This window comes from Agrobacterium sp. 6Ca8 (assembly GCF_055382765.1).
In genome coordinates this window covers 1,337,306-1,355,971 of record NZ_AP026434.1, presented here as the reverse complement: position 1 = coordinate 1,355,971, position 18,666 = coordinate 1,337,306, and the positions used below count along the sequence as shown (strand labels likewise).

The 18,666-nt window shown below is 58.7% G+C and carries 16 protein-coding genes; 12 read left to right on the top strand and 4 right to left on the bottom strand.

The features are described 5' to 3' along the window. The first annotated feature begins 8 nt into the window (after positions 1 to 8). Genes ACZ5A6_RS20415 through ACZ5A6_RS20405 form a run of 3 tightly spaced genes read left to right on the top strand, consistent with a single transcriptional unit; the run spans position 9 to position 2,844 of the window. Positions 9 to 941: a carbohydrate ABC transporter permease gene (locus ACZ5A6_RS20415; RefSeq protein WP_111789927.1), complete on the top strand. Its 933-nt coding sequence runs from the start codon at positions 9 to 11 to the stop codon at positions 939 to 941. Beyond that, on the top strand, positions 931 to 1,773 hold the full coding sequence (locus tag ACZ5A6_RS20410) for a carbohydrate ABC transporter permease (protein WP_111799956.1): 843 nt from the start codon (positions 931 to 933) through the stop codon (positions 1,771 to 1,773). Before ACZ5A6_RS20415 ends, ACZ5A6_RS20410 begins: the two co-directional genes overlap by 11 nt. An 18-nt stretch (positions 1,774 to 1,791) precedes the next feature. Further along, positions 1,792 to 2,844 carry an ABC transporter ATP-binding protein gene (locus ACZ5A6_RS20405; protein ID WP_112200584.1) on the top strand — a complete coding sequence of 351 codons (1,053 nt, stop codon included), beginning with the start codon at positions 1,792 to 1,794 and terminating at the stop codon, positions 2,842 to 2,844. Between the two features lie 104 nt (positions 2,845 to 2,948). Here ACZ5A6_RS20405 and ACZ5A6_RS20400 read toward each other — a convergent pair whose 3' ends face one another. From ACZ5A6_RS20400 to ACZ5A6_RS20385, 4 genes are read right to left on the bottom strand one after another with little or no spacing between them, the layout of a single operon-like run. Then, positions 2,949 to 3,686 carry an ABC transporter ATP-binding protein gene (locus tag ACZ5A6_RS20400; protein WP_013761142.1) on the bottom strand — a complete coding sequence of 246 codons (738 nt, stop codon included), beginning with the start codon at positions 3,684 to 3,686 and terminating at the stop codon, positions 2,949 to 2,951. Next, positions 3,683 to 4,528, bottom strand: coding sequence for an ABC transporter ATP-binding protein (locus ACZ5A6_RS20395; protein ID WP_025594967.1), 846 nt, complete (start codon positions 4,526 to 4,528; stop codon positions 3,683 to 3,685). The genes ACZ5A6_RS20400 and ACZ5A6_RS20395 overlap by 4 nt, the downstream gene beginning before the upstream one ends. Next, on the bottom strand, positions 4,515 to 5,414 hold the full coding sequence (locus ACZ5A6_RS20390) for an ABC transporter permease (RefSeq protein ID WP_013761140.1): 900 nt from the start codon (positions 5,412 to 5,414) through the stop codon (positions 4,515 to 4,517). The genes ACZ5A6_RS20395 and ACZ5A6_RS20390 overlap by 14 nt, the downstream gene beginning before the upstream one ends. After that, complete coding sequence (locus ACZ5A6_RS20385; RefSeq protein ID WP_004431168.1) at positions 5,411 to 6,439, bottom strand: ABC transporter permease; 1,029 nt, start codon at positions 6,437 to 6,439, stop codon at positions 5,411 to 5,413. Before ACZ5A6_RS20385 ends, ACZ5A6_RS20390 begins: the two co-directional genes overlap by 4 nt. A 205-nt stretch (positions 6,440 to 6,644) precedes the next feature. On the opposite strand from ACZ5A6_RS20385, the gene ACZ5A6_RS20380 reads away from it, so the two are divergent. From ACZ5A6_RS20380 to ligD, 9 genes are all read left to right on the top strand, one after another. Next, positions 6,645 to 7,358, top strand: coding sequence for a FadR/GntR family transcriptional regulator (locus tag ACZ5A6_RS20380; protein ID WP_004431172.1), 714 nt, complete (start codon positions 6,645 to 6,647; stop codon positions 7,356 to 7,358). 67 nt (positions 7,359 to 7,425) lie between these two features. Further along, the gene (locus tag ACZ5A6_RS20375) at positions 7,426 to 8,406 is read left to right on the top strand and encodes a mannonate dehydratase (protein ID WP_004431175.1); all 981 of its coding nucleotides are present in this window, start codon (positions 7,426 to 7,428) and stop codon (positions 8,404 to 8,406) included. Positions 8,407 to 8,522: 116 nt separating this feature from the next. Further along, positions 8,523 to 10,061, top strand: a complete 1,539-nt coding sequence (locus ACZ5A6_RS20370; RefSeq protein WP_464111434.1) for an ABC transporter substrate-binding protein — start codon at positions 8,523 to 8,525, stop codon at positions 10,059 to 10,061. Between the two features lie 245 nt (positions 10,062 to 10,306). Next, positions 10,307 to 11,410 carry a hypothetical protein gene (locus ACZ5A6_RS20365; RefSeq protein ID WP_112161253.1) on the top strand — a complete coding sequence of 368 codons (1,104 nt, stop codon included), beginning with the start codon at positions 10,307 to 10,309 and terminating at the stop codon, positions 11,408 to 11,410. Positions 11,411 to 11,595: 185 nt separating this feature from the next. Beyond that, on the top strand, positions 11,596 to 13,935 hold the full coding sequence (locus ACZ5A6_RS20360; RefSeq protein ID WP_065660282.1) for a bifunctional diguanylate cyclase/phosphodiesterase: 2,340 nt from the start codon (positions 11,596 to 11,598) through the stop codon (positions 13,933 to 13,935). A 207-nt stretch (positions 13,936 to 14,142) separates the two neighbouring features. Beyond that, positions 14,143 to 15,036 carry an SDR family oxidoreductase gene (locus ACZ5A6_RS20355; protein ID WP_013761134.1) on the top strand — a complete coding sequence of 298 codons (894 nt, stop codon included), beginning with the start codon at positions 14,143 to 14,145 and terminating at the stop codon, positions 15,034 to 15,036. Positions 15,037 to 15,055: 19 nt separating this feature from the next. Then, the gene (locus ACZ5A6_RS20350) at positions 15,056 to 15,340 is read left to right on the top strand and encodes a hypothetical protein (RefSeq protein WP_065660283.1); all 285 of its coding nucleotides are present in this window, start codon (positions 15,056 to 15,058) and stop codon (positions 15,338 to 15,340) included. Beyond that, positions 15,337 to 16,167, top strand: a complete 831-nt coding sequence (gene ku, locus ACZ5A6_RS20345; RefSeq protein ID WP_019566663.1) for a non-homologous end joining protein Ku — start codon at positions 15,337 to 15,339, stop codon at positions 16,165 to 16,167. The genes ACZ5A6_RS20350 and ku overlap by 4 nt, the downstream gene beginning before the upstream one ends. A 3-nt stretch (positions 16,168 to 16,170) precedes the next feature. After that, positions 16,171 to 18,663 carry a DNA ligase D gene (gene ligD, locus ACZ5A6_RS20340; protein ID WP_113556356.1) on the top strand — a complete coding sequence of 831 codons (2,493 nt, stop codon included), beginning with the start codon at positions 16,171 to 16,173 and terminating at the stop codon, positions 18,661 to 18,663. The last annotated feature ends 3 nt before the right edge of the window (positions 18,664 to 18,666 follow it).

Sequence of the window (18,666 nt, the reverse complement as noted above, 5' to 3'; positions counted from 1 at the left end):
AGAAAGCCATGGCTGTCGCGCAGGAGATTACCCGTCCCCGGCATCGCCCGGTATCGGCGTTCTGGACCATCGCGCGGCGCGACAGTCTTGCTGGCTTTCTGTTCATCGCCCCGCAACTGATCGGGATCATCATCTTCGTGCTGATCCCGCTCGGGCTGGTGTTCTGGTATTCGCTGCATGAGTGGAACGTGCTCGCCAATACCTTTACCTATACCGGTGCGCAGAACTACCGGATGCTCATCGAAGACGGCAATCTTCTGGAGGTGCTGGGCGCGACCGGGATATTCTCAGCCGGCCTCGTCGTGTTCAACCTGTCGCTGGCGCTGCTGCTTGCCGTGCTGCTCAACCAGAAGCTTGCCGGCATTGCGATATTCAGAACGCTGTTCTTCTCGCCCGTCGTCGTGTCTCTGGTTGCCTGGACGATCGTCTGGGGTTTCCTGCTGCAGAAGAACGGCGGCATCAACGGCATGTTGCTGATGGTCGGCATCGAAGGCCCCAACTGGCTGCGCGAGGAGACGACAGCGATGATTTCGGTCATCGTCGTACAGGTCTTCAAGAATGTCGGGCTCAACATGATCCTGTTCCTGGCGGCACTTCAGGGCGTGCCGAAGGAACTCTACGAGGCCGCCCGCATCGACGGCGCGCCAGCCTTCAAACAGTTCCGTCGCATCACCCTGCCGCTGATCAGCCCGACGATCCTGTTGACCTCGATCATCACCATTGTCGGCTCGTTACAGGTTTTTGCTCAGATCGCTGTTTTGACCCAGGGCGGGCCGGGTCTGTCGACCACGGTGCTGGTCTACTACCTCTATCAGCAGGCCTTCCAGTTCCATTTCTTCGGTTACGGCTCGACGCTGTCCATCCTGCTGTTTCTGATCGTTGCCGTGCTGACCTTTGCCCAGTGGCAGATGCGCAAGAGGATCGTCTTTTATGAAAGCTGACCTTTCCCCCCGCATGCAGGTGGCGCTCTACGGGTTGCTGTGCGTGCTGCTTATCCCCTTCGTCTTTCCAACCTGGTGGATGGTTACCTCCTCCATCAAGCCCATAAGCGACATCTTCGCCTTCCCACCGCAGCTCATCCCGCAGAGCCACGACTGGACGACCTATGCGAAGGTGTTCGAGTTGCAGCCCTTCGTGCGGCAATATTGGAACTCCGCCTACATTGCCGCTGTGGTGACGATCGGTACGATGATCATCTCCTCAATGGCAGGCTATGCCTTCGCACGGATCCGGTTTCCGGGCGCCAATGTGATCTTCATGATCGTGCTGCTTGGCCTGCTGATCCCGTCCGAAGTGACGATCGTGCCGCTCTTCCAGATGTTCCTGAAGGCGGGCATGGTCAACACCCACTGGCCGCTGATCCTCGTGCCGGTTTTCGGGGCGCCAAGCGTGTTTGCCACCTTCGTCATGCGGCAGTTTTTTGTGACGCTGCCGGGAGAGCTGGAGGAGGCCGCACGCGTCGACGGTCTTGGACGTTTCAAGATATTTCGCAAGATTGCCTTGCCCCTGGCGAAGCCGGCGCTTGCTTCGGTCGCGATCTTTACGTTCCTGCATTCCTGGAACCTGTTCCTCGAACCCATCGTCTTTCTCTCCAGCGCCGAGATGTTCACGCTGCCGCAGGCGCTGACGCAATATACTGACGCCTATGGCGGGCCGATGTGGAACATCCAGCTTGCCGCAGCGACGCTGACTGCGCTGCCCGTGCTCATCGTCTTCGTGATTGCCCAGAAGCAGTTTGTCGAAGGCCTCGCCCATACCGGCCTCAAGGGCTGAAGAACCGGAAACCGATTGATGGCTCACGTTACTCTCTCCGACATCCGCAAAAGCTATGGCGCGGTCAAAACCATTCACGGCATCGATCTCGCCATTAAGGACGGCGAGTTTGTTGTGCTTGTCGGGCCTTCCGGCTGCGGCAAGTCGACCCTGTTGCGGATGATAGCCGGTCTCGAAACGATTACCGGCGGAGAGCTCAGGATCGGTGAACGGGTCGTCAACGATCTCGATCCCAAGGACCGCGATATTGCCATGGTGTTCCAGTCCTATGCCCTATATCCGCATATGACGGTGGCCAGCAATATGGGCTTTTCGCTAGAGCACCGCGGCTCGAGCAAGCAGGAAATTGCTGAAAAGGTGAACTGGGCAGCGGATATTCTTGGCCTTGCGCAGCTGCTCGACCGTTATCCGCGCCAGCTTTCCGGCGGCCAGCGCCAGCGCGTTGCGATGGGCCGCGCCATTGTGCGCAATCCGCAGGTGTTCCTGTTCGATGAGCCCCTGTCAAACCTTGATGCGAAGTTGCGCGTCGTCATGCGCGGCGAGATCAAGGCACTGCACCAGAAGCTGAAGACCACCACGATCTATGTGACGCACGACCAGGTCGAGGCGATGACGATGGCCGATAGGGTCGTGGTTCTCAATGGCGGCAGGGTCGAGCAGATCGGCACGCCGCTCGAACTTTACGACCGCCCGGCAAATCAGTTCGTTGCGGGCTTCATCGGTTCGCCATCGATGAACTTCCTGACCGGCGCGATAACTGAAAGAGGTTTTGAAACCGCAGGTATCGTGTTGCCCTTGCCAGTTTCCGCGGCCGGCTTTGCCGGCAAACAGGCCGTTTACGGCATCCGCCCGGAACACTTCCTGCTTGATGCCGGCGGCGTGCCTGCCGAGATAATACTGGTTGAACCATTAGGATCGGAAACGCAGGTCACCATGAAACTCGGCGATACCAAGGTACTCGGCGTCTTTCGGGAACGCATAGGGCAGGCAGTCGGCGACAGCATCATGGTCTCGCCGACACTTAACTGCGTCCATCTGTTTTCGAGTGAAGACGGAGCACGGCTGAACTGATCACGGGGCCATCTGCCTCTTGCGCGGCCCGAAAGATCAGATACTAGACTGCCAGGGAAAACCTCGCAGTCCAGCTGTTCCCATGGCTCACCCCATGACGGCTTTCAAAGAAAGCTGCTCTCGAAGAGCTCGCCTGAATAGGCCGCGTGGGTGATGCCCGCTTCAAGATCGGCCTTGGTCAACTCATCGACAAAAACACCATTCTGCATGACCAGAACGCGGTCGCACATATGGGCTATAACCGACAGGTCGTGGCTGACGAGAACGAAGGTGAGGTTCTGCTCGTCGCGCTGATCGGCCAGCAGGTTCAGGATTTCCGCCTGAATGGAGACGTCGAGAGCGGATGTCGGCTCGTCGAGAAGCAGGATCGGCGGCTTGAGGATAAGCGCGCGGGCGATCGCAACACGCTGACGCTGGCCTCCGGACAGTTCGTGCGGGAAGCGCTCGGCAAAATGCGCGGGCAGGCCAACCTGCTGCAGCGCGGCCGGAACCTTCGACCAGCCGTCACCGAGCCCCATGGAGCGGATCGGTTCGGCAAGAGCCCGGCCGATGCGGTGGCGTGGGTGCAGGGAACCATAGGGGTCCTGGAACACCATCTGCGCCAGCTTCAGCTCGTCGCGGCTACGGACTTTGCCCACAGGCTTGCCTTCGAAAGAGATCGATCCGGTCCAGCCGGATTCCAGGCCGGCAAGCGATCGCAGCAATGTCGACTTGCCGCAACCGCTTTCGCCAACGATGCCGAGTGTCTCGCCTCGGTTGACCCGAAAGCTGACGTCGCGCACGACGTGATTGCGGTTTTCCTTCGTGCCGTAGACGACATCCAGCTTGTCTACCGTGATCATCGCATCACCTCCGCATCGATTGCCTGGCGATCCAGCACCTTGAGGCGCCGGACCGGATTGCGGGGATCGGGCATGGCCGCGATCAGGCCCCGTGTATAGGGGTGTTGCGCATCTTCGAGCTTGGAAAGCGTCTCCACGACGCGTCCGCCATACATGACCAGCACGCGTTCGCAAAAGGCCGCGACCATGCGGATATCGTGACTGATGAGGATGAGGCCCGAATTGTTTTCGCGCACCATCTCGTCCAGAAGCAGAAGGACATCCTTGCGGACGCTGACATCGAGTGCTGAGGTCGGTTCGTCGGCGATGACCAGCTTGGGTTTGGCAAGCAGCATCATGGCGATCATCACGCGCTGTCCCATGCCGCCTGAGATCTGGTGGGGATAAAGCCCCATCACGCGGTCAGGATCGTTGATGCGCACGCGCAGCAGCATGTCGCGCGCGGCATTTCTGGCGGCCTTGCCCTTGAGGGCCAGATGCAGCTCGGCCGCTTCCGCCACCTGCTTTCCGATCGGCAGGACCGGATTGAGGGAATAACGCGGGTCCTGCATGATGAGCGCCATCTCGCTGCCGCGGATCGCACCCATCTGGCGCTCGGATTTTTCAAGCAGGGGTTCGGAGAGGAAATCCATCCGTTCTGCCGTCACCGTGGCGCTCTTGGGCAGAAGGCGCATGGCGGCACGGCCGGTCGTGGACTTTCCGGACCCGGATTCGCCGACGATACCGACACGCTCGCGTCCGACGTCGAAGTTGACATTGGAGACGGCGGGGATGGCGTTGCGGCCAAAGCGAACGTTAAGATCGCGGACCGAAAGAATGGGAGAGCTATCAGGAACGGGCATGACGCGGATCCAGTAGGTCGCGCAGCGTATCGCCAGCGATGTTGAAGGCAAGGCTCGTCAAAAGGATCGCGATGCCGGGCATGACGGCGACCCACCAGTAATCGAGCATGAATTTACGGCCGCTGGAAATCATCGCCCCCCATTCAGGAAGCGGCGGCTGAGCGCCAAGACCGAGGAAGCCAAGCGAGGCGGCCGTCAGGATGATACCGGCCATATTCAATGTCAGTCTGACGATGACCGAAGGAATGCACATCGGCGCGATATAAAGAAACAGGATGCGCATCGGCGAGGCCCCATAGAGGCGTGCGGCCGCAACATAGTCGGTGTTGCGCACGACCAGCGCTTCGGCCCGCGCCAGACGCGCGATGGGCGGCCAGGCGGTCAGCGAGATCGCGATGATTGCGGTGCCGAGACCGGCTCCCATTGCAGCAGCAAAGGCAAGTGCCAGAACGAGCGAAGGGAAGGAAAGGACAATATCGGTCGCGCGCATCAGAATGGCGTCGGTTCTGCCGCCGAAGAAACCGGCCATGACACCGATTGCAAGGCCGATAGGGCCGACGATGACCGAGACCGACAAGACGGTCTGGATCGTGATGCGGGTGCCATAGACGAGGCGGCTGAAAATGTCTCGGCCAAATTCGTCGGTTCCCGCCAGATGCGCCCAGCTGGGAGGCTGGAGCGCATTGTCGAGCACCTGGCGCACCGGATCATATGGCGCAATCAGGGGAGCGAAAATGGCAACCACGACCAGAATGGCGAGAATGGCAAAGCCGAACATTCCAAGCGGCTCGTCGCCAAGCTTCCGCAGCGTCCGCGCCGTCGTTGTGGATATCCGAGACAACGCGCTGCGGCTCCGCACGGGAGTGTTCTGAGTTATATCGGTCATCGAGCGACCTCCCGTGTCCGCGGGTCAAGCGTGGTGTAGGCCACGTCTGCGAGGAAGTTGAGCATCATGAAGATGAAGCCGATGACGATCGTGGCTGCGAGGATCGCATTCATGTCACCGATAAGCAGTGCGTTCGTCATGTATTGTCCGATGCCGGGCCAGGAAAAGACGATTTCGGTCACAACGGCGCCTTCCAGCAGATTGCCATAGGAGATGGCGAGAACGGTGATCAGCTGCACCGCGATATTCGGCAGTACATGGCGGGTTACGGTGCGCGCCGGGCTGACGCCTTTCGCACGCGCCGCAATCACGTAATCCTGGCTAAGCTGTTCGAGGGTGAAGGCGCGGGTCATGCGGGTAATGTAGGCCATTGCCATATAGGCAAGGATGATCGCCGGCAGCATGATATGCGCGAGCGCATTCCAGAAAATCTCTGTCTCACCTGCTAGAAGAGTGTCGACCAGCATCAGCCCTGTTCTCGGCTCCACGAGGCCTTCGTAAAAGACGTCCACGCGACCGGGCCCGGCGACAAGGTTGAGATTCGCATAAAAAATCACGAGCCCGACGATACCGAACCAGAATACGGGTATCGAATGCCCCACCAGCGCAAAGACACGTGCGAACTTGTCGATGAACGTGTCGCGAAACAGGGCCGCGGCGAGACCGAGCGGGACGCCGATGACGGTGGAGATGATGATTGCCAGCGTTGCAAGCTCAAGCGTCGCCGGGAAGGCTTGCGCCAGGTCCCGCGTTACCGGGTTTCCGGTCAGGATAGCTATACCGAAATCGCCGTGCAGCAGGCCGCGGAGATAGATGAAAAACTGCTGGTAGAGAGGGAGATCAAGCCCAAGCCGAGCCCGCATGGCTTCATAGGCCTTGGGATCTGCAAGCTCACCGACGATTGCCCCGACCGGATCGGTCGGCATCACCCGGCCAATGATGAAGGTGATGCAGAGCAGGATGAAGAGGCTGACGACAAGTTGCAGGAAGCGATGTCCAAGCCCGCGCAATGAAATTTCAGTCATCGCAAATCGCACTTCCACGCGAAAACGCTGTCAGCGATGCCACTTTTTGAACGGCTCGCCGCAGACGAGCAATTCTACCCTGCAAAAACTTTTGATGGTACTTCATCCCAACTCCTCCCTGAGCTAACATGAAAACATATGACGTAACGCCACGTCATCATATGAGTAACGAAGGGATTCGTTTTCTGCAAGAGGGAAGAGTGGCATGATGGGCGATAGGGAAAAGCCGCGGGAGCGGCGGGCACAACAGATCATCGATAATCTCAGTGCAGAAATTCGCAGTGGAAAACTGAAGAACGGCGATCAGCTTCCCACGGAACCGCAGCTTGAGCGCACCTACGGCGTGAGCCGCACAGTGGTTCGCGAGGCGATCGCGGATCTGCGCTCTTCCGGCTATGTCATTCCCATCCACGGCAAGGGCGTGTTCGTCAGCAATGTCAGCGAGTGGGCCGGTGTGAAGCTGACGCAATCCGAAGTTGGCACAATTGCAGAAACGCTGGAAATGCTTGAGTTTCGGCTCGCAACCGAAGGCGAAGCAGCGGCAATTGCCGCCTATCGCCGCACAGCCCAGCAGGAAGCGGCGATTTCCGCAGCCCATCGGAAAATGGGCCGGGCCATCGATGCAGGCGAAAGCACCGTCAGTGCCGATTACGAGTTTCACACGGCCATTGCGATAGCGACCAACAACCGGTTCTATCTCGAGGCACTGCGCCAGTTCGGGTCACGCTCGATACCGCGCGGTCAGTTTCCAACCCTGCCGGAGACGGGCGACGCGGACTATCTGCGCAAAGTGCAGGCCGAGCATGAGGCAATCCTGCGCGCCATCGTAGAGCAGGATCCGGATGCCGCGCGGAAAGCCATGCGTGATCATATGCTTGCGAGCCAGCGTCGATACAGGTTGCTTTCCGAGGCGCAATAGCATCTCGACACTCATCTTATTTCGTGCGATGTCATATGATGACTAGCATGGAGTGAGGAGAGAATCGATGTATGTCGGCACCCAGGTGACAGCGCGCGATGACGAGGATTTCAAGGTTTGGGCGCAGCTTGGCGTCAGGAATATCAACGCAGATCCGCCTGGTGCACCCGCAAGCTGGACCTTTGAGGATTTTGAGCGCCACCGCGACAAGGTCGAGAGCTTTGGCCTCGTGCTCGACATGGTGCAATTGCCGTTGCCATCAAGGCCGATCGAACAGGCATCGTTTCCCGATATCCTGCTTGCCGGGCCAGAACGCGACCGGCAGATCGATGCCGTCTGCAGAATGATTGAGGATATCGCCAGGGCCGGCATCCCGGCGGCGAAATACAACCTCAATCTCATCGGCATCCCGCGCACTGAAATGGAGCGCGGGCGCGGTGGTTCGCTCAATGAAGCCTGGCGATGGGACAAGGCGGACCATGATGCGGCTCCAGGCCTTGCCGGTGTTCTATCCGAGGACGAAAATTGGGAACGCATCGACTATTTCCTCGAACGCGTGGTCCCGGTTGCCGAAAGCAACAAGGTCCGGCTCGCCTGCCATCCGCATGACCCCTACACCCCGCCCGGCTACAAGGGTGTCACCCGGGTGCTCGGCACGGTCGAGGGCCTGAAGAAATTCGTGCAGATGCGGGAAAGCCCCTATCATGGCCTGAATTTCTGCCAGGGATCGATCGGCGAGATGCTCGACAATCCGCGCGAGGAGATCGACGAGATCATCCGCTGGTTTGGCAGCCGCGACAAGATATTCAATGTCCATTTCCGCAACATCAGCGGCGGCAAGCTGTCGTTCATGGAAACGTTTCCCGACGAGGGTGACATGGACATGGTCCGTTCGCTGAAGCTATACCATGAACTCGGCTATCGCTACATGATCATGCCAGATCATGTGCCGACGATTGCGGGCCGCGATCCCGTCGGTGTCGCCTTTGCGTTTTGCTACGGCTACATCGCCGCGCTCATCGAGGCGCTTAATAACAACCATCTTTGACTGTTTCAGGCCGGTTGGCGCACGTGGCGCTGCCGGCTTGCAATTACCGATCTGTAGGAGGAGCAGGTATGAAAAAATCAATGATCCGTCTCGCATTCACCACCGTTCTGGGCGCCATGCTGGTGCAGGCGTCGCCGGTGGCGGCCAAGACCCCCAACGACCAGCTCGTCGTCGGGACATCGCTTGCCCAGGTGCTGTCGCTAGACCCCCATCAGGCTACCGAAGCGAAAGCCAACGAAATCATGGCCAATCTTTACGATCGGCTGATCTCGGTCGATGGCTCGGGAAAGGTTTCGCCGCAGCTGGCAGAGCGCTGGGAGACAGATGACAAGGGCATCACGTTTCATCTTCGCGCTGCCAACTTTGCCTCGGGCAATCCCGTTACCTCCGCAGATGTGGTTTATTCGTTCAGCCGCCTTTTGAAGATGAATCAGGCGGCGGCCGCCAACCTCAAGCGCGTCGGTTACAACGCGGAAAATGTCGACAAGCTGGTGAGCGCCCCGGACGAAAAGACGGTCCGCATCGAACTGTCAGGGCAAACGACATCCGAACTGCTGCTCTATCGTCTGGCGATGGTCATTGCCAGCGTTGTCGACAGCAAGGAGCTCAAGTCCCATGAAGTTGACGGCGACTGGGGCAATGCGTGGCTGAGAACAAATTCCGCCGGTTCAGGCCCCTTCACCCTCAATCGCTGGTCGCCGAACGAAATCATCATTCTTGAGGCCAACAAGGACTATGTAGCCGGCAGCCCGAAAATGCGTCGCGTGATCGTGCGGCATGTACCGGAAAGCCAGGTGGAGCGCCTGATGCTGGAGCGAGGCGACATCGACATTGCCAGCGCGCTGACGGCGTCCGACCTTGCGACCTTCAACAACAAGGAAGGTTTTCAGATCCAGCGCGTGCCGACGGGTGGTTTCTACGTCCTGTCCATGAATGCGGGCAAGGAGCCTCTTTCCAACCCCAAGGTTCGCGAAGCAATTGCTTACGGCATCGACTACAAGGGAATGGAAAAGACCATCATGGGACCCTATGGCAGGGCGCGCACGGTGCCGGTTCCGGAGAATTTCGAATATGCCATTCCAAGCCCCGACTGGAAGCTTGATGTCGAGAAAGCGAAATCTCTTCTGAAGGAAGCCGGTTATGAGAATGGCTTCACGCTTAATCTGAAGACAATTGCCCAAACGCCGCGTATCGATCTTGCTACGGCCATCCAGGCATCGCTCAGCCAGGTCGGTATCAAGGTGAACATTCAGCAGGGTAACGGTTCGGATGTGATTGCCGCTCACCGTGCGCGAGACTTCGATCTGCTCATTCCGCAGACGGGCGCCTATATGCCCAACGTCCTCGGCTCGATGGAGCAGTTCTCCAGTAACCCCGACAACTCGCTTGCTGCCACCAATGCCGGCAATTTCGTCTGGCGCTCTGCCTGGGACATTCCGGAACTGACGGCTCTGACCGCAAAGGCTTCCCTTGAGCCCGATGCCAAGAAACGTGGGGAAATCTACACCCAGATGCAGGAAATGTTCGTCGCGCAGAAGCCAGCGGTTCTGCCTCTCTTCGAGAGATACGAGCCGATCGTTTTGACGTCGCGCGTCAAGGATTATGTCGGTCACCCCAGTCAGACGACACGACTGGAAAACGTGACGAAGCAGTGACTGCAAACCACTAGACGGAAAACATGTGACGGGCGGTGACTTTACCGCCCGTTTTTTTGTGGGTCCCCCGACCGCTTGCTGGCCAATTAAGACAGGGCCGCCGTGCGAACTATTACGCCCGCATCCTTGAATTCTTGGGGTTTTCGCGATGGCTCTAGCGGGTTAGACCGTGCAGCGATCGACCCTTTCCCAGAGCGGGATTCCCAAACCCCGCTCGCTCACATTCCACTAAATGCGTTGGCACCATGAGCTTCCCACAAATAAAACTTCCCGCAAGGCCGCTCAGTTTGAAGCGCGGTGTCATTTCGGTACCGGCGGCCTATTATTTCTCCATCCCCGTGCTGCTGGTGATTACAGTCGTCCTGCTCGTGGCCGAAGGCCCGGGTGTGTTGCGCGACTATCAGATCAGCCGCGACCCGCTGGAGATCGAAAGCGGCGACATCAACGGCAGTTGCAAGACCCGCAAGGCGATCTTCACGAATTGCGAAGCTGAGCTTTCCTACGAGCATGGCGGTGTGAGCTACAAGAAGGATGTCGAGGTCATGTTCGTCGATTTCCATTCCGGCGACTATGAAACCGGTCTGGTCATTTCGGCGAAGAATCCAGAACTTGCAACGATTTCACTTGGCCTCGATATGCTCTGGAACCGGATCATAACCCTGGGCGTGTTCGTTGCCCTGCTCGGTTTCGGCTGTTTCGCACTGCTGCTTACACTTATCCGCACCTTGCGGGCTCGTCTGCGTCTGCGGCACCCGGCGCCATTGACTGTTATTCCGGTGGCGCTGACGGCGGTCGCCGAAAAACGCAGCCGTCTCTTCGTGACCTATGCCGATACGGTCAGGGAAGGGAAGACGAAGAGGCAATCCTTTACCTACCTGGAGAGAGGGCGAATCCCGGTCGTCATCGGCCACACCGGCAAACACGATGTCGCACTGGCGGTCTGGCACGGTGAAACCCCGCTGCCTGTTCTGCTTGACGATCAGCTAGAGCGAATTGACCTATCGGAACAGGAAAGAGCGGAAGCACTTGCTTCGCTCGAACCGGCGCTTGCGAACCGTGGTCAGGAGGGCGTATCCGCCCCCGGCGCGGCGGTGACAAAAGCCCCGAGCCTTGCGCGACGGCTGGCAACGTTCGTTGCAATTGTCGCCTTTATCGTCGTTGCAACCTTGGGGTACTGGCTGTGGTACGTCACCAGCGCGCCTTCGCAATTCAACTCTCCGGGCATGGACCTCAACAACATGATGCCCGCGGCGCTCAACGAGTGGGGCTGCGCGCGTCTGCAGGAGCGTTTTGCTGATGGTCCGGCACCTTTCGGTTGTGCCGGGAACGATTTTCGAAGCTGGAAATAAAGGCTTTTTCTCTTGGCGTTTATTGGGCCGGTCGCAAGAGCTTTATGGGCTGGCGCGTCGGCCCGGCGTCCCCTGGCTCTTTGTCGATGAGATCGATCAATTATCCAAAGTTGCATTAGAGATTTATAAATAAACCAACTCCATAGTGCGATCGTGGGCGGTTCTCGAGGCTGGGAGAGTGCATCATGTTCACGGTTCTGGAATGCGTTGCGGTACAACACGATCATGCGATCGTGCTGCTTGCAGCGGTTATTTGCCTGCTTGGCATGCATGCTTTTTTCCATTTGTTGTTGCGTGCGGAAGAAAGCCCGGCTGGCCGCAAGCCTTACTGGGTGCTGGTTGCCGCCTTTGCAGCGGGGCTCAGCGTCTGGGCCACGCATTTCGTGGCCATGCTTGCTTATAAGGGTTCAGTCCCGATCGGCTTTGATTTCCAGTTCACGGCTCTGTCGGCGGTTCTGGCCGTTCTGGGGTTCTGGCTGGCGCTCAGGGCGCGCTCGAAATCGAGCTACAGTCCCGTTATCGTTGGAACGCTGGTTACCCTTTCGGTTGCCGTCATGCATTTCGTCGGCATGGCGGGCATGGATGTGGCCGCCACGATCAGCTATCGCTGGGGCCCCGTTTTTGGTGGCTTTGCTGTTGCCTGGGTATTTTTTCTGCTGGCCTTTTTCCTGTTCCTTCGTTCCGCCGCATGGAAACGCATCGTCATTCCTGCCGGATGTTCGATCTTGGCAATCTGCGCTTTGCATTTCACCGCCATGTCGGCCACGATCCTGTCGCCGGATCCGTCCGTCGCTGGCCCGGATCCCGACAATCTGGCCAGAGTAATCATGATTGCTGCCGTTTCGGGCGTGACTTTCCTGGTCCTCGCAGCCACTGCCACCGCCGCTCTCGTTGACCGTTACCTTGTCGATCTCAAGGGGCTTGTGGATGCGACGCTGGATGGTCTTGCCGTGGTCCGTGATGGCCGCATTGTTGAGCTGAATACCCGTTTTGCCGGGCTTGTCGGCAGCGATGAGGCATCGCTGATGGGTAAAAATCCAGATGATCTCTTCAAGGCCATGGACGGACAGCCCACCTATCTGCCGCGCCTCGCGCCGGTTGAGGCAATCCGCGAACGCAGCGACCGGCCGCAGGTATTCGAGCTTGCCGTGCGCACCATCGAGTATCGCGGCCATCCTTGCGAAGTGCTGGCGATCCGCGACCTGACGGAAAAGCGGGAGGCGCAAAGGGAGATCGAATATCTGGCCCGCCACGATGTGCTGACCGGCCTTTCGAACCGCACCATGTTCCAGACGCGGCTGCACCAGCAGATCGAACATTGCGACGCGGAGGATGAGTTTGCCTTGCTGGCGCTCGATCTCGACCGGTTCAAGGCGGTCAACGACATTTTCGGCCATGCCGAGGGCGACCGGGTGCTGAAAAAAGTTGCGACCATCCTCGATGAATGCGCAAGGCCGGGAGATATCGTCGCCCGTCTCGGCGGCGATGAATTCGTTATCCTGACTGCCCGGCATACCAAATCGGAGGAGGCACGTCTGCTTGCCGAGACAATCCTTGCCATGTTCGGGTTGAAAATGAATGCGGCCAACGACCCGACCGCTGTCGGCGTCAGCATCGGCATCGCCGTCTTTCCGCGGGACGGGAACAGCAACGAAAGCATCTTGCACGCCGCTGATCTGGCGCTTTACCGCGCCAAGATGGGTGGGCGCGGAATATTGTCCTTTTATGATCCCCTGATGGATCAGGAGGCCCGCGAGCGCCGCCAGCTCGAAACTGATCTGCGGCTCGCCATCAACCGCAACGAATTGGTGTTGAACTATCAACCTGTCCTTTCCGTCGAATGTGGTCAGGTCGTCGGTTATGAGGCGCTGGTACGTTGGCAGCATCCGACAAGGGGTGTCGTACCTCCGGATGTCTTCATTCCGATTGCAGAGGAAAGCGGGATCATCATCTCGCTCGGCGAATGGGTGCTGCGCGAGGCCTGCCGCCAGGCGAGCACCTGGGCGCCGCACCTGAAAATCGCTGTCAATGTTTCACCATTGCAGTTTTCGCTCGCAAATCTCGGCCATGTCGTCTGCACGGTTCTCATGCAGTCCGGCCTTTCGCCGAACCGGCTGGAACTCGAGATCACCGAAGCCGCGTTGCTGAAGGACCGCAAGGCGACGCTGATCATCCTCAACCAGTTGAAGGCGCTGGGTGTGGCCATCGTCATGGATGATTTCGGGACCGGTTATTCCTCGCTCAGCAACTTGCAGAGCTTCCCCTTCGACAAGATCAAGATCGACCGCAGCTTCATCGCCGCCATGAGCGAGGATGATAATGCCCGCGCCATCGTGCGCGCGGTGATCGGCCTCGGTCGCAGCCTCGATCTGCCAGTGACGGCGGAGGGTATCGAAACCGACGCGCAATATCGCATGGTTGTCGATGAAGGTTGCGCGCAGGCGCAGGGTTATCTCTTCGGCAGGCCGGATGTGGCTCCTGCCGCGGCGGCAAGTACGGGCAAGCGGAAGAAACATTCCGTCTGAAAGAGGAGTGCGGCGGCGTGATGCCGTCGTAATTCCATTCTCCTACGCCAATGGAACGAGAGCGAACGCAGATCGTTAGGATTGTGTGTGGTGCGTCCGTGTCGCCACCGCCGCAGCAGGCGGCAGACGACAGCCCTGACCTTCCGATGATGAATTCGCTGGTCATGAGACGCACCAAGGATGGAATTCTATCTCTGGGAGAAACCAATGACAGACCGCCTTGAGCCGCAGGACCCGCGCAACCAGTATCCGCGCCCGCCCTTTTCAACGCCGACTCAGGAAATGCCGGGGCTGGTCACGAACATGATGCCTTTCCCTGATCATGGTGAAAAGACCTATCGCGGGAGCGGCAAGCTTGCCGGGCGCAAAGCGCTTATAACCGGCGGTGATTCCGGCATCGGTCGCGCCGTGGCAATCGCCTTTGCGCGAGAGGGTGCAGATATCGCGATATCCTATCTGCCGGAGGAAGAATCGGACGCCGAAGAGGTGGTAGCACTTATCGAAGCGGAAGGCCGCGTGGCGGTCGCCTTACCCGGAGATATTACCGACGAGGCATGGTGCCGCGAACTGGTTGAAAAAGCGGTAGGTGATCTCAACGGCCTCGATATTCTGGTGATCAATGCCGCAAGACAACAATATCGCGAGGGTATCGCCGAGCTGTCGACTGAAGATTTCGACCGCACGATGAAGACCAATCTCTACGCGCTGCACTGGATTGCGCAGGCCGCCGTTCCTTATCTAGAGCCCGGATCGTCGGTGATTACCACCGCATCTATACAGGCCTATGAGCCGTCTCCCATTCTTCTTGATTATGCAACTACGAAAGCCGGCATCGTTGCCTATACGAAAGCGCTCGCCAAACAGCTTATCGAAAAAGGCGTGCGGGCAAATGTCGTCGCGCCTGGTCCCTTCTGGACGGTTTTGCAGCCAAGCGGCGGGCAGCCGGACGAAAAGGTCAGGAATTTCGGTAAGGACAGCGATTTTGGCCGTCCAGGCCAGCCTGTCGAACTGGCTCCGGTCTATGTGCTGCTGGCTTCGCAGGATGGCAGCTTCATCAATGGCGAGGTCTATGGTGTGACCGGAGGCCGGGGCGTTGCCTGATCGGCTTTGAGGACTTGACATGAAACGACAGACAGAACGTTCAGACAGAGATGTGAAGCCCTTCGATGTCCGCGACCGGCTGATACTGGCGCTTTATGCGCAGCTGAAGGCCGAGCGGCAAACGCGCGAAGCCATGGAATGGGTCATCCGCAATGGCGGGCTTTCGCCTGAGGTGCTGGAGGCGATGGCATCCGACCCTGTGCCGGTGCTGGCCGATGCGGACGTTCCCGCTATCGAGCGTATCCTTGCTGCGGACCGGGGCAGAGGCCAATCCTCTCAAGACGACCATGGGCGGCGATCATGAACCGGAGAGCGAGCTGGAAGGGTCATCTGACATTCGGCGATTTCAACTGTGAAATCGGTCTCTATTCCGCGCTCACTTCATCGGAAAAGATCTCCTTCAACATCGTCAACCGAAAGACCGGCCATCGCGTCGAACGGCAATATGTCGATAGCGATACCGGCGACGCTGTCGACCGCGAGGATCAGGTTAAGGGATATGAACTCGACAATGGCGACCATATCGTCATCGAGGGAGATGAGATCGCAACGCTGATGCCGGAAAACGACAAGGTCATCCGCATCAGGCATTTTCTGAGCCACGACGAGATCGACAAGCTCTATTTCGACAAATCCTATTATCTGGCGCCGACGCAGGAAGGTGGCGAAGAGGCTTTGACGCTGCTGGCAAAAGCCATGGACGACGAGAAGGTCTCGGCACTTGGCGAAGCGGTACTCTTTCGCCGAAACCGCGTGCTGTTGATCCGTCCAAGCGGCAAGGCGCTCGTGGCGACGACCTTGAATTTCGGCTACGAGGTTCGCTCGCAAACCACCGTTTTCAAGTCCATTCCCGATATTCAGTTCGATGAAGAGATGCTTGAACTCGCCGGTCACATCATCGGGAAACGGGCAGGCACATTCGATCCCGCGGAATATACCGATCGTTACAATGATGCGCTGGCGGAACTGGTGAAGGCGAAGATCGAGGGCAGGGAAATCAGCAAACAGCCGCCGCGCAAGCAAGATAACATCATCGACTTGAAGGAGGCTTTGCGCCGCAGCGCCGGTGACGGCGACAGCGGAAAATCTACCGCTGGTGCGGGGCGCAAATCCTCCCGGAAAGCGAGCTGATCCATGGGTTTGCAGAGCTATAACGCCAAGCGCAGTTTCGACAAGACGCCGGAGCCGAAGGGCGACAAGGTCGACGCAAAGGGATCCAGTTTCGTCGTACAGAAGCACGATGCCCGCCGACTGCATTATGATTTCCGGCTGGAGATGGACGGCGTCCTCAAAAGCTGGGCGGTAACCCGCGGGCCGAGCCTTGACCCGGAGGACAAGCGCCTTGCGGTGCATGTCGAGGACCACCCTCTAAGCTACGGCGACTTCGAAGGCGTAATCCCGAAAGGTCAATATGGCGGCGGCACCGTGATTGTTTGGGATCGTGGTGTCTGGCGCCCGATTGGCGACGCGAAGAAAGGCTACCGCAAAGGCCATCTCGAATTTGAACTGGAGGGCGAAAAGCTTAGAGGCCGCTGGCATCTTGTACGTATGCATGGAAAGCCCGATGAAAGCCGTGAAAACTGGCTGCTGATCAAGGGCGACGACGAAGAGGCAAGGCATGATGGTGGCGACGATATTCTGGAGGAGCGGCCGCAATCCGTGAAGACTGGCCGAAGTGTTGAAGAAGTTGCCGCCAAGCCGAAGGACACCTGGAATTCGAAGCCCGTATCGAGAAAGACCGTTAGTTCGTCCTCGGGCCAAAAACAGGCGCATGCCCTGCCGAAAGGTGCCCGCAAACAGGCGCTGCCATCCTTCGTGCCGCCGGCACTTGCAACGCTGAAACCCAAGCCACCGGAAGGCTCCCGCTGGCTGCATGAGATCAAGTTCGACGGCTATCGCCTGCAGGTCCGTATCGACCACGGCAAACTCCAGCTTCTGACCCGTAGCGGACTGGACTGGACCGAAAAGTTCGGCGATGCCGTGGCGGGAGCGCTCAAGTCGCTGCCGGCCGAAACGCTGATGATCGACGGCGAAATCGTGGTGGAACGGGACAGCGGCGCCTCGGATTTCTCAGCCTTGCAACAGGACTTGAGCGAAGGGCGCAGCGACCGCTTCGTTTTTTATGCCTTCGATCTCCTGTACCTGGATGGCACGGATTTGCGCGGGGCGGCGCTGACGGATCGCAAGGCGCTACTGGAAAAGCTGCTGCCCGCCAGCAACCCGCATCTTCGCTACAGCGAACATTTCGAGGAAAGCGGCGGGCTTGTTCTCGATCATGCCTGCCGCCTCAGCCTCGAGGGCGTCATCTCCAAGGTCAAGGACAGCAAATACGTCTCGGGCCGCAAGGGTAACTGGGTGAAATCCAAATGCTCGATGCGGCAGGAGTTCGTCATCGGCGGCTACACGCTGTCATCCGCGTCGGACAATGCCATCGGCTCACTGGCGCTCGGCGTTTATGAGGAAGGCAACCTGCGTCATGTCGGCCGCGTCGGCACCGGCTATACCGCTGACATTGCCGAAATGCTGCTTGGCCGCCTGAAGCCGCTGGGCATCGATGACAGCCCTTTCGGCGAAAAGCTCACGGCACTTGCGCGCCGCGACCTGCATTTCGTTAAGCCGGAACTGGTTGCAGAAGTAGAGTTTCGTGCTTGGTCCGGAGATGGCAATCTGCGCCATGCATCATTCCGCGGCTTGCGGGAAGACAAGCCGGCGGGTGAAATCGAACGCGAGGATAAGGCAGTGTCGGAACAAGGGACGCCGCAGTCAAAGATCAAGTTCACCCATCCGGAACGGCTTTATTGGCCGGGCGATGGCGTGACCAAGGAAGGGCTTGCCGATTATTACACGCAGGTCTGGCGCTATATGGCCCCCTTTGTCGTCAACCGGCCTCTGGCGCTGCTGCGTTGTCCTGAAGGGATCGATGGTCAGCGTTTCTTCCAGAAACACGCCTGGCGCGGTGTGAACAAGGCGATAGAACAGATCAAGGATCCGAAGGACAAGGGCGGGGAACCGCTTATCAGGATTACGGATTTCGATGGCATGATGGCCCTGGTCCAGTCCGCTGCGCTTGAAATTCACCCATGGGGGGCGACAACCGCGAACTGGGAAAAGCCTGACATGATCACCATGGATATAGACCCCGGCGAGGACGTGTCATGGCAGGAGGTAATCGGCGCGGCACTGGAACTGAAGCGGCGTTTCGAAGATGCCGGTCTGGCCGCTTTCGTGAAAACCTCCGGCGGCAAGGGGTTGCATGTCGTGGCACCCTTGAAACCGGAAGCGGGATGGCCGGCCTTGAAGGCCTTTGCAAAGACCATGGCGGATGACATGGCCAAGGCGGAGCCGGAGAAATATCTTGCGGTGGCAACCAAAGCGAAACGCCAAGGCCGCATCTTCCTCGACTATCTGCGTAATGGCAGGGGCAATACGGCTGTTGCGCCCTATTCGACACGTGCCCGACCGGGAGCCGCCATTTCAGCGCCAATCGAATGGGCGGAACTCTCAGATGAGATAGGTCCGGCACACTTCACGGTCAGCAATATCGGCGCGCGCCTTTCTGCCCTGAAGAAGGATCCATGGGACGGCTTTTTCGCTGCCGCGCGACCCCTGCCGAAAAAGGCCCGATGAGCG